We start from the raw sequence: 11,575 nt of genomic DNA, 5'->3' as shown, positions 1-11,575 counted from the left end.
AGCCCATATTCGACAAGATGTTCTTAAGAATCATAAAGTCTTCTTTATAATCCGTACCTGAAAAATTCTGGCTCAAGGCATCAAGCAGATCGTTTGAGAGCAAATAGGGGTGCTTCGATACAGCCTTAGGCCGAGATTCCGTCTCGTCAAAGCTGCCAAAATAAAGAGTGAAGAAGTAAACTAATAAATCTTTTGCTGCTTTAGGCAGGTCGTTCGAGATACTGACCGGACCATATAAGTATTTCACATCAGGGTTCTTGCTTAAGTAAGAACCGATGCCATACCAAAGGTAATCCAAACTTCGTTTGCCCCAATACTTAGGCTGAACAAAACTTCGCCCAAGTTCCGCCCCTTGCTTTAGTAGAGGAAGCATTGACTCGTCATAATCAAAAAGGCTGGCGCTGTATAAGCCCTGAATACCCTGCTGTTCGATAATGTCTTTGGCATTGCCCAGGCGATAGGCACCGACAATCTCCAACTCATTTTCATCCCATAAGACCAATTGACTATAGGACGAGTCATAGTGGTCAATATCACGCCGCTCACCTGTTCCCTCGCCCACTGCGCGAAAGGCAATTTCCCTTAAGCGGCCAATCTCTCTCAATACCGCGCAGCTTCCTTCGTTCTTATAGAGAAAGATCTGTTTATTATCACTGGTCTCACCCAATCGGTTTTGAGAAGCAATAAGCTGCTTAAGTATTTGACGTGATTCAGGGTGAGCAACCGGTGACTGGGTTTGCCATATCCCCTTTTTACCCTTACCCACTTTATAGAGGTGTTTTTTGAACAGTTTGACCTGAGTCTTAACTGGCAAACCACTCTTGGCATAGGTCTCATGAATGACAAGCTTACCGACACGGATCGCAACCGTCTTGCGTGTTTGCTTATACATTTCAGGCACAAGCATCATGGTAGAAAGCGGCTTATAGATCGCAGACACACCGTAAAACAGAGCAGAGTTTGCTGCATCAATATACAAAGGCAACACCGGCGCATTCATTTCTAAAGCTATATCAAGAAAGTCACGACGCCACTTGGTATCCGTCACCCCACTCGGGCGAATACGGGATAATTCTTCACTGGGGAAAAAGATCAGCACACCTTCTCGCTCCAGGTGTTCTTTCAAAGCGACATTACGTGTTTTAGCCGTATTCTCGGAGTAAGGCTGACAAGCCAAAGTAATCGGCGCAAGCGCATCTAACTCATGAACGCCTTCATCGACCACAACACGCACGTCTGACCTTACATCACTTACCAACTTGAATACCGCCGCTGCATCCAGAGTACCTAAAGGATGATTGGCGATAATCACCAAGCGGCCTTCAGTCGGAATTCGTTCTTTCTCATTCCAAGGCGTCTGAAAGGAAAACTCAAAGTGCTGAAGAATCTGCTCGACAAACTCAACACCTTTAAGGTGAGGATGATCTCGCAGGAAAGAGTCTAAGGTTTTTCGTGAACGAGATAGTGAGCTAAGCGGTGCTCGTAATATCTCGGGAATCCCACCGTTTTTATCGGCAAGGCCATCATTGCTAGACATGCGCTCGACAGCAGGTTGAAGTGTACCGTTTGTTTTCTCACTATCTACTGCCTTGTTAACCAACAAGCTCTGAAAACCCATACCTAGACTCCTGTGTTTTTAGGCAGGATAGTAATTCAGTGTGAAGCAAATGTGACGCTTTGGTGTCAGTTTGATGTCAATGGGATCACCACGGAACACAGTTGATAAACTTGACCCTAACCCGGTAGCCCTTTAAATTGCTTGCCTACTCATACGAATTCGCCACGAACAAGAGAGCCAAAATGAAATATATCGACACCCCAAACTTCGGCGCACCTGATGTCATGCAAGTTGCTGAAGGCGAACGCCCTGGCATTCAAGAAAATGAAGTACTGGTGAAGGTAGCAGCAGCCGGCGTTAATCGCCCTGACGTGATTCAGCGACAAGGCAACTACCCGGCCCCAAAAGATGCGTCACCCATATTGGGTTTGGAAGTAGCCGGTGAAGTGGTCGAAGTCGGTTCTGCCGTTACTACCTTAAAACAAGGCGATAAGATTTGTGCACTCACCAACGGTGGTGGCTATGCCGAGTATGTAAATGTACCAGAAAGCCAATGTCTACCCGTTCCTGAAGGCTACTCAATGGTGGAAGCAGCAGCCTTGCCAGAAACCTTCTTTACAGTGTGGTCAAACGTGTTTGATCGCGGTCAGCTGAAAGCGGGCGAGACCTTTCTTATTCATGGCGGTACCAGCGGCATCGGTACCACGGCGATTCAACTAGCCAAAGCGATGGGCGCAAAAGTCTATGCCACCGCAGGCAGCGATGAGAAAGCAAAAGCCTGTGAAGCGCTGGGTGCAGAGCTTGCAGTGAACTACAACGAACAAGACTACCTGCCCACTATCAAAGACCACAATGACGGCAAAGGCATCGACGTAATTCTTGATATGGTTGGCGGTGAGTATATTCAGAAGAACCTCTTCCTCGCCGCGATTGAAGGCCGTATTATCAATATTGCTTATCTTCAAGGCCCGATCAACAAGGTAAACTTCTTGCCCGTGATGCTAAAGCGTTTAACGCTGACCGGCTCGACGCTACGTCCTCAATCTTTGGACGCTAAGGCCGCAATTGCGCAACAGCTAAAAGAAAAAGTCTGGCCGCTGCTAGAGAACAAAACCATTAAGCCTGTGATCGCCAAAACCTTCGCACTCGAAGATGTTGTTGAGGCGCATACTCTAATGGAAAGCAATGCCCATATCGGCAAAATTATTTTAGACCTTTCACACTAAGCACTCATTCCACAAAGAGAACAGCGAAACATGCAAGCGCCTATCAAGCCCGAGACAATCAATGATCTGGACCTGTCGAAAGACTTCAATATAGGCCTTGCGTGCACGCGCCCTCAAATTCCCAACTTTGATATGCAGTCTACCGCGCTCATCGTTGACCATGGCGATGAGAGTAACGAATTACATCAAGCTTATTCTTATCAGCAACTCGATAAGGCATCCAACCAATGTGCTGCACGGTTAAGTGAATTGGGCTTGATAAAGGGTGACAGGGTCATGCTTTGGCTACCGAATGTTATCGAGTTCCCGATTGCCTTTTATGGCACAGTTAAGCTTGGCGGTATTGCGGTGCCCAGCTCTATTCTGCTTAGCGGCGACGAGATTGATTACCTGGCGAAGGACTCTGGTGCCAAAGTGCTGATCACCACCGCTGCGCTGGCCGAGAAGCTACACCTGGATACACTAGAAGAGTCAGAGTTGGCTCATGTTTTGATTATCGACGAACTCGCCGAGACCGCCAGCACAAGTAGCAAGATTAAGTTTCAAAGCTTTGCAAACTTACTAGCAAGTTCATCCGATGACGAAATCGCAGTCAATACCTGCTATAACGACCCGGCCTACTTAGTCTACACCTCTGGCACCACGGGTTATCCAAAAGGCGTATTGCATGCTCACAGGGCTTTGCTGGGTCGCTTACCCGCGGCCTACCATTGGTTTGATTACCAAAGCGATAAAACTGACCGCATTCTGCATTCGGGTAAGTTCAACTGGACCTACGTACTCGGCACCGCCATGATGGACCCGATGCTGCTAGGCAAAACCGTCGTTGTTTATAACGGCGATGCCACGGCAGAAACCTGGCCGAAGCTGATCGCCAAGCACCAATGCACAATCTTTATCGGTGTACCAACCATTTATCGCCAGATCATTCAGAAAACTGAATTTTCAGCTAAAGATGTACCGACACTTCGCCACTGTATGTGTGCAGGCGAGCATCTTTCAGATGAAATGCTTGGGTTATGGCAAGACCGCTTTAATCAGGATATTTACGAAGCTATCGGCATGTCTGAATGTTCTTATTATTTATCGCATCACCCTGCTCGCCCCATTCGCCCGGGCTCTGCGGGTTGCCCTCAGACCGGGCATAAAATACATCTACTCGATGAGAACTTAGAGCCAGTCAAAGACGGTGAAGAAGGCATGCTTTGTATCGACGAGCAAGACTTAGGACTGTTCATTGAATACTGGCAACTGCCGGACACCACACAAGCCACACGCAAAGGCGGCTATTTTCTCACCGGCGACTACGCCAAACGAGACGAAGAAGGCTATGTTTGGTTCCTCGGTCGACGTGACGACATCATCAACAGCTTTGGCTTTCGTATTTCACCCCACGAGATTGAACGGGTATTGAAAACCCACCCCGACGTCGCTGATTGTGTCGCTCTCGAAGAAGAGATCGGGCCAGATAAGAACTTGGTCGTGGCGAGCGTCATTCGCCATGAAAGTAGCACGCTAGATGAAACAAGCCTATTAGCCTTTGCAAACGAACATTTGGCTCAATATAAAGTACCTAAAAAGATTTACTTCACCCAACTGTTCCCCCGAACGGCCAACGGCAAAGTGCTTCGCAAGCAAATGAAGGCAGATTTAAAGAACTAAATACGCCTTAATAAAGTAAGCAAACCTCTAAGCAACAGGTAGTGTGTGTCTTCACTGGCTATTGTCACAAGTACTTGAAATTGCTTAGCGCGTTGCGCTTATTCGATTAGGACGAGCAACTATAGTGCGAGACACCGCCAGCCCCGAAAAAGACCTCGGGCTTCAAACGGTAGAATTTATTTTTCACCTCTAATGTCTGCTCATCGTATGGTTTGCTCAACACGTCTTGTAATTCCTTTACGAGCGTATAGTCACCTTTCATCGCCTGTTGATACGCTGGCACGACCAACCATTCACGCCAGGTGTATTTTGGGTTGACGCGCTTCATCTGTAACGACAGAGCTTCGGCGCCCTCCTCAATGTTTATCAGCCCTCTCCAGGTCTGTAACCACTGCGACCATGCTTCTTCCTTTTCATCACTCAGGTCTTTATAGAAGCTTTTCTTAAGCGTCGAGACATCTTCAGGAAGCTCTGACAGCTCGCGGAAGAAGAGGGTGTAGTCAACAGAGGTTTGAACCATTAGCTTTAAAAGCTGATTGAATAGCGTTCCATCAAACTTATTAAGCCCCAGCTTAGACGCCCACATTGATTCCATTTTCTCTTGAATCACAGCAGTGAAGCCTGAGCGTATCTCATTAAGCTTTTCTAATACATCGGGCTTCGATGCAACAAGGGGTCGCAATGCCGAGCAGAAACTCTCAAAATTTGCCTCGGCAGCAGCATGTTGATTGAAAAACGAAAAGTGATGCCCGCCACCACTCCAAGGCTGATAAAACGGTTCAAACACTTCGCAGAACCCGAATGGACCATAGTCAAGGGTATACCCCCCCGCTGCGCAGTTGTCACTATTGAAGTTGCCTTGGCAATAACCTACGCGAAGCCAGTTTGCGACAAGCGCGCTTAAACGCTCACGAAACTCGCTAGCCAACCGCAGTAATTTATCTTCGAACGATAGGTCTTCATTGATCTCACTTTTGTATTCACGATCAATCAAATGCAAAACGATCATCTTTAACTCTTCGAGAGCTTTTGGATGAGCCTTGCTACGCGCTCGACGAGCAAACAGTTCAAGCTGCCCGACCCGTAAGAAAGACGGTGCGACACGTGTTGAAATTGCAACCGGGTTCGATACCATAATATCCGGATCTTGGGAGTAAGAACCTTCAGAATACCATGGGCGATCAACGGTCTCTGAGCCAGATACATAAAGGCATAAGGACCTAGATGTTGGCACCCCTAGTTGGTGCATATGCTCCTGAACCAGAAATTCTCTAATACTCGAGCGCAGCACTGCTCGCCCATCCGCACCACGACAATATGGCGTTCGCCCACCACCCTTTAGCTGCATCTCCCAACGCTGACCATTGATGACAGCCTCAAGGACAGATACTGCACGGCCATCCCCGTAACCGTTGCCTGTGCGGAACGGACACTGTTGAATGTACTCCGTGCCATAAATCGACAGCGCATAGCCAGTTGCCCAAGCTGTTTGTCTCATAGGTTCTGGCACATGCGACATATCACCAGAGAACAAACGACGGAAGCCTTCCGTTTCCACCAAATTGTCGTCAAAACCCAGTTCGCTGAAAAACTTCCTGCTGTGAGCGACATAGTCAGGCTCAGGAATAGGCGTCGGCTTTACAGGGACATAATGTCCCGAAAAAACTTGTCGAGGCGCGTAATCATCCCCACTGGCCGTCGCCTGAGGGTCGCACCGAAGGTTATTCATTAGTGAATAGTCGGCTAATTTAGCCAGTTCATCGAGATTCGTTATGGGAGTAGATATATCATTAAGCTGCTTGTTAGCCATATTAATTGATGAACCTTTTCTAATTACTCTAAATCTGAGGAGATACCTTGTCTCAAACTATCACATTATCGACCTAAACCGAAAACACTTGGCACTCTGTGTAAGCTAATTGCTTGGTGTCCTCTACAGGTAAACCGCAAGCCTTTACCTTTCCTTACAGCAAACAAATTGGTTCAAAAACGAGATCCTTGATACAATCTGCGACCGATTTGGTGGGCTAAGGTCACTATCCTTGGCTTCGTTTGTATTTCCGGCACCTCACGAGGGTGCACTCTTTGTGGCTCGGCCACGAGTAAAACGTAAGAGGCTAATATGTCTAAGCAAGATTCTGTTGTAATTGTAAGCGGTGTTCGTACACCAATGGGTGGTCTTCAAGGTAGCCTGTCTACTGTTCCTGCGCCTGAGCTAGGCAGCATCGTTATCAAAGAAGCGGTCGAGCGTGCGGGCCTTAAGCCTGAAGACGTACAAGAAGTGATCATGGGTAACGTATTGCCAGCCGGTCTTAAGCAAGGCCCAGCTCGCCAGGCAATGCGTCAAGCAGGCCTACCTGATGCAACGGGTGCTACCACAATCAACAAGCTTTGTGGTTCAGGTATGAAAGCGGCGATGATGGCACACGATGCGATCAAGGCAGGCACTAACGATGTAATGATTGCTGGCGGCATGGAGTCTATGTCTAACGCTCCTTATATTTTGCCAACGGCTCGTAAGGGCTTCCGCATGGGTCACGGTGACCAAGCAATGGATCACATGTTCCTAGATGGTTTGGAAGATGCTGAAACAGGTCGTCTAATGGGTTCTTTCGCACAAGAAGTTGCAGACAAGAAAGGTTATACACGTGAGCAGATGGATGACTATGCGATCCAATCACTTACTCGTGCAAAAACTGCAACGGAAGAAGGTTTGCTAAAAGCTGAAATCGTTCCAGTAACCGTTAAGTCTCGCCGTGGCGATACTGTGGTTGAGCACGATGAGCAGCCATTCAACGCTAACATCGAGAAAATCCCTAGTCTTCGCGCAGCTTTTGCTAAAGATGGTACCATCACTGCAGCGAATGCTTCATCAATCTCAGATGGCGCATCAGCACTTGTTCTAATGCGTGAAAGCGAAGCTGAAGCACGTGGCCTTAAGCCTGTTGCTCGTATCGTTGGTCATGCTACGCAATCCCAGCACCCAAGTGAATTTACAATCGCTCCTGTTGGCGCAATTGAAAACTTGTTTGCTAAGACAGGCTGGACTAAAGAAGATGTTGATTTGTATGAAATCAACGAAGCCTTCGCAATGGTTGCAATGATGCCTATCATTGACCTAGGGCTTGACCCAGAAACGGTGAACATCTTCGGTGGTGCATGTGCACAAGGCCACCCTGTTGGTTCAACAGGTTCACGTTTGTTGGTTACCTTGATCAACGCATTGAAAGTGAAAGACAAGTCTAAAGGTGTTGCTGCACTATGTATTGGTGGTGGTGAAGCAACCGCTATGGCGATTGAGTTGATCTAAGCTCAGCGTTCATACTAAGAACAGCGCTACAGCAGTACTAAAAAAGGGTCGCAAATATGCGGCCCTTTTTATTATTAATGGAATCAAAACTTTGAAGCTCGGTAAACGCCTAAAAAAACTCAATGAGATGTGCCTAAATAACTACGAGCACATCTGGGATTGCTGCTGCGACCACGGTTTATTGGGAATCAACCTGCTTGATCGGCAAGCCGCACCCACAATTCACTTTGTTGATATTGTTCCAGAGCTCATTGAAGCCTTGAACCTGAAGTTAGTTGAGCTCTTTCCGGCGACTCCTAACAACCAAACATCTTGGAAGACCTATTGCAGCGATGCCTCCCAGTTACCTTTAGACAAACATCAAGGCAAACATTTGGTCATTATTGCTGGTATAGGTGGTGACGAAACGATGAGCCTGATCAACCAGCTTCATCAGAAGTTTCAAAACCTTGATATCGATTATCTGCTCTGCCCTGTTTATCACCAATATGCACTTAGGCAGCACCTCATTAAGCTCGATTTTTCTCTGCTTGACGAACAACTGGTGAAAGAACGAAAGCAGTTTTATGAAATACTGCATGTTTCTTCGTGTAGTGGTTTAAAGAAGGAAATATCTCCGGCGGGTAGAAAAATTTGGCAGGGTGAAACGGAAGTTCAAGCTGAGATTGCCCATGAGTATCTGGCGCGCGTTCTATCTCACTACAAAAAATCCCGAATTAATCACGGAGATAAAGTCGATGAGGTCATACGCGCCTATGAGCTTTGCGCTGAACATATACAAGCATAAAGAAGTTGTGGGCAGAAGGTTCCACCCCTCACTTACTCAACCCAACAAGAAACATTGTACTGATTCACCAGCGAGCCGAGGAAAGCACTGCCTACAAAACGATTGCTGTTTTCAATCGAGTCTGACCCCATTGAAACGCTTTTACCTAAAGCTCTTAAGGTAAACCTCTGACATCTTCCAATCTTCATCAGGGTCGATTGTATAGCTGAAGGGGCGTGGCGTGGTATCCGCTTCGATAATACTCTTTATTAATTCGTCAGCTTGAACCGGGTTGTAGACTCTAAAAAGTAACTCTCGCGTCTTATTCCAGGTAATTCTCGCTAAAGGCACAGCATTCCCGCCGGCTCGAAGGTCAACGTCCAATTGCTGGCAAAAAGGCTCAATTTCTTTTGCTTCCTCTGGAAGTGTCAAGCCTTGTTCATCTTCGGTGTCTAATTTAAGAATCAGTGATAACTGCCAAGCATAGAGTTTACGCGGCTCGTCCTCAAAAGTGGCCAGTGTCGTGTTCACCGCAGCATAGACTTTTGCACCCATATCTTCACGGTGGATGACTTGGTAACTCGGCTCAGGAATAACAAACTTACTACTCACGTGTTTTCTCTCTTTGGTTCGATAATGGTCTCAGACTCAATTTCTATGAGCAACATTAACGACTCATGCCCGAGCTTGCAAGAGTCTTTCAATCACGCTAAAGCTACAAACGCTGTATGACTATAGAAACCAGCTTCTCTATACCTGAAGCTGCCTGACTAATCCGGCTCGCCAGCATATAGGCAGGAGTGGACACAGTATTATTGGCCTCATCAATAACGCAATCATCAACGGCGCAGGTTTGATGCTCTCCACCCATAGCAGTGATTGCCTCAGAGGTATCGGCATCATTTCCGATTGTACACTTCACTCCGTGGCCAATCAGCTTCGGCGCCAATGCCGGCGCAATACACACAAGCCCAATTACTTTTTGTTGACGGTGAAAGGCCTGAGCAAACTCAGCGACTTGCGAATTAACCTCCATATCGGTACCCGCTACCGCAAAGTTGGATAGATTTTTAGCCGCGCCAAAGCCTCCGGGGAAAATAAGCCCTGCATAATCTTCAGGTTTAGCCTCTGACAGGTCGATGATATCTCCGCGAGCCAGGCGTGCAGACTCAACGAGTACATTCCGAGTCTCATTCATCTCTTTACCCGTCATGTGATTAAGCACATGCATCTGATCAATATTCGGAGCCATACACTGATACGCAACCCCTGCTCGATCAAGTGCCAACAATGTCAGTGTTGCTTCATATATTTCAGAGCCATCGAATACACCACAGCCAGACAACACCACCGCAACTTTTTTATCGCTCATAAACCTTTCCTTCAGTTAGTCAATTGCCAGACAAAACTTTCATCGTTATTTCGAGTCTAGCAAGTCCATTCGAGTACAACAAAACATCGTCTTGATCTATATCAATTTATTGTTAGAAGAACCGCATATCGCCTGATAGGGCTTTAGCGAAGTAGCGGGTTGCTTAGATCGTTATTTACTATGCTCCGTTTAGTTCATATTATGTTCGCCAATTCGCTTCTCTTTAGACTAAGGAACACGGCCAGATGCAAAAGAATTTATGGCACGAGATTGAAAAACACCCGGAAATCAGAGTTGGTCAGTATATTGTGCCAAACTTTGTTTCAAACTCTATCGCGATCAAAACAAGTGATTCAGACATCGTGATTATCAGCCCTGGTAAATCTTTGATCGATGCCTTTCCCAAAGAATGGCTAAATGAAGAGCTCTGCATGCACCTGGTGATGCCAAACAGTTTTCACTATATGGGCGTTCAAGCCTGGCGAGATGCTTTTCCGAAACATCGCTTGTATGCAAGTAAAGGGGCGATCAAGCGTTTAGTTAAACAAGGGGTAGCTAGTTCAGAAAGCGATATCACTGCACTGGAAAGTGAGTTACCGCCACTGCCATTTAATTACTCTGTACTGATTCCACCAGGTCACCGGGGTCATGATGCCTGGTTTAAAAAGCACGATAAAGACTCGCAAACCAGCTTATGGATTACTTGTGATAGCTTTTTGAACTATGAACGCATGTCTAACCAGCCGATTGCAAAAGTCATGCAGAAAGTGCTTGGCGCTGCACCGGGTTTAAAAATGAGTCAAGTGATCAAGTGGTTTCTTCTTGACGATAAGGCCACGTTTAAACAGTGGGCATTGAAGCAAATAGACAATGACCAACCAGCAATCTTAATTCCAAGTCATGGAGAAGTGTTAGCCTCAGCAGAACTACCAATGAAACTTATTTCCCTGTTAAATAAGCGCTTATAACCGGCCTTTAGATAGTCACTGAGCCGCTATCATTTCAGCTAGTACTTGCAATAGAGTTTTTTAATTTCCTGCTGAAATTCGCGCTCTTCTCTTGGCAGATAAAGCTTATACTTGCGCTGAATAATCTCTCGGCGCACGATATAGTCACACCAATAAGCTTTGTTCTCGGGCATCCACTGGGTCGGCGACTTCCCTGCGCGGGCTTTTTTGCTCATGGAAGCTACCGGCACGATGTTATCTGAATCGCTCACCAGCTCCATACGTTGAGCATGAGACCAGTACGCACCACCGTAACGGTGGGCTTCTCTATAGCTCACCAACTGATCTAGTGCGATATCACCTAACTCAGTAATAACTTCGGTGGTATAGGGGTCAAGCCATTCGCCTTCGACAACGAAAACACAGTCACCTTTTTTGGCATAGCGAATATCGACTGTACTCGCTGTTGCCAGCGCTTGTGTATAAGCTTTTTGGCAACTTCGTGTTCTAGGTTGCCAATCTCTTGGGGAAAAAGGCCGGTCTTTCGCAGCAGCTGCCTCGGTTCCTTTATGAATTGTAAAGCAAGGCTCCGCATAACACTTATACTCACCTTTCTCATAATAGCCACCAATAAAGTCCAGCCCTTCGGGAGGCTCGGCACCAACCAACGAGGATGCACAAGCCAACACGCAATATATAACAAGACGAAGACTCTTCCTTCGTCTTGTTATATA

At 46.8% G+C, this 11,575-nt stretch carries 10 protein-coding genes; 5 read left to right on the top strand and 5 right to left on the bottom strand.

Annotated features, from left to right (window positions below; all coding sequences use genetic code 11):
- On the bottom strand, positions 1–1,618 hold a 1,618-nt coding region (locus A3757_RS20915), incomplete at its 3' end, for a lysophospholipid acyltransferase family protein (RefSeq protein WP_068740232.1).
- A gap of 182 nt (positions 1,619–1,800) precedes the next feature.
- Here A3757_RS20915 and A3757_RS20910 point away from each other — a divergent pair.
- On the top strand, positions 1,801–2,784 hold the full coding sequence (locus A3757_RS20910) for an NAD(P)H-quinone oxidoreductase (protein WP_068507718.1): 984 nt from the start codon (positions 1,801–1,803) through the stop codon (positions 2,782–2,784).
- A gap of 30 nt (positions 2,785–2,814) precedes the next feature.
- Positions 2,815–4,446: an acyl-CoA synthetase gene (locus tag A3757_RS20905; RefSeq protein ID WP_068507716.1), complete on the top strand. Its 1,632-nt coding sequence runs from the start codon at positions 2,815–2,817 to the stop codon at positions 4,444–4,446.
- A 106-nt stretch (positions 4,447–4,552) separates the two neighbouring features.
- Here the strand turns inward: A3757_RS20905 and A3757_RS20900 are convergent, their stop codons facing one another.
- Entirely contained in the window at positions 4,553–6,256 is a 1,704-nt protein-coding gene (locus A3757_RS20900) for a YdiU family protein (RefSeq protein ID WP_068507714.1), read from the bottom strand.
- A 312-nt stretch (positions 6,257–6,568) separates the two neighbouring features.
- Here A3757_RS20900 and A3757_RS20895 point away from each other — a divergent pair, with 312 nt between their 5' ends.
- Both A3757_RS20895 and A3757_RS20890 read left to right on the top strand, forming a co-directional pair.
- Positions 6,569–7,756: an acetyl-CoA C-acyltransferase gene (locus A3757_RS20895; protein WP_068507713.1), complete on the top strand. Its 1,188-nt coding sequence runs from the start codon at positions 6,569–6,571 to the stop codon at positions 7,754–7,756.
- Positions 7,757–7,847: 91 nt separating this feature from the next.
- Positions 7,848–8,543: a tRNA (adenine(22)-N(1))-methyltransferase TrmK gene (locus A3757_RS20890; RefSeq protein ID WP_068507712.1), complete on the top strand. Its 696-nt coding sequence runs from the start codon at positions 7,848–7,850 to the stop codon at positions 8,541–8,543.
- Positions 8,544–8,684: 141 nt separating this feature from the next.
- Here A3757_RS20890 and A3757_RS20885 read toward each other — a convergent pair whose 3' ends face one another.
- The gene (locus A3757_RS20885; protein ID WP_068507709.1) at positions 8,685–9,134 is read right to left on the bottom strand and encodes a DUF695 domain-containing protein; all 450 of its coding nucleotides are present in this window, start codon (positions 9,132–9,134) and stop codon (positions 8,685–8,687) included.
- Between the two features lie 103 nt (positions 9,135–9,237).
- Positions 9,238–9,894 carry an isoprenoid biosynthesis glyoxalase ElbB gene (gene elbB, locus A3757_RS20880; protein ID WP_068507707.1) on the bottom strand — a complete coding sequence of 219 codons (657 nt, stop codon included), beginning with the start codon at positions 9,892–9,894 and terminating at the stop codon, positions 9,238–9,240.
- 245 nt (positions 9,895–10,139) lie between these two features.
- On the opposite strand from elbB, the gene A3757_RS20875 reads away from it, so the two are divergent.
- On the top strand, positions 10,140–10,862 hold the full coding sequence (locus A3757_RS20875; protein ID WP_068507705.1) for a hypothetical protein: 723 nt from the start codon (positions 10,140–10,142) through the stop codon (positions 10,860–10,862).
- 38 nt (positions 10,863–10,900) lie between these two features.
- Here A3757_RS20875 and A3757_RS20870 read toward each other — a convergent pair.
- On the bottom strand, positions 10,901–11,575 hold a 675-nt coding region (locus tag A3757_RS20870; RefSeq protein ID WP_231878344.1), incomplete at its 5' end, for a hypothetical protein.

The organism is Oleiphilus sp. HI0117 (assembly GCF_001635235.1).
Note: the sequence above shows the minus strand (reverse complement) of the source record. Positions and strands in the feature narration are given on the sequence as shown.

Coding starts and splice junctions, on each gene's coding strand:
- A3757_RS20895 (WP_068507713.1), top strand. CDS start 6,569: ATGTCTAAGCAAGATTCTGTTGTAATTGTAAGCGGTGTTCGTACACCA.
- A3757_RS20910 (WP_068507718.1), top strand. CDS start 1,801: ATGAAATATATCGACACCCCAAACTTCGGCGCACCTGATGTCATGCAA.
- A3757_RS20875 (WP_068507705.1), top strand. CDS start 10,140: ATGCAAAAGAATTTATGGCACGAGATTGAAAAACACCCGGAAATCAGA.
- A3757_RS20900 (WP_068507714.1), bottom strand. CDS start 6,256: ATGGCTAACAAGCAGCTTAATGATATATCTACTCCCATAACGAATCTC.
- elbB (WP_068507707.1), bottom strand. CDS start 9,894: ATGAGCGATAAAAAAGTTGCGGTGGTGTTGTCTGGCTGTGGTGTATTC.
- A3757_RS20905 (WP_068507716.1), top strand. CDS start 2,815: ATGCAAGCGCCTATCAAGCCCGAGACAATCAATGATCTGGACCTGTCG.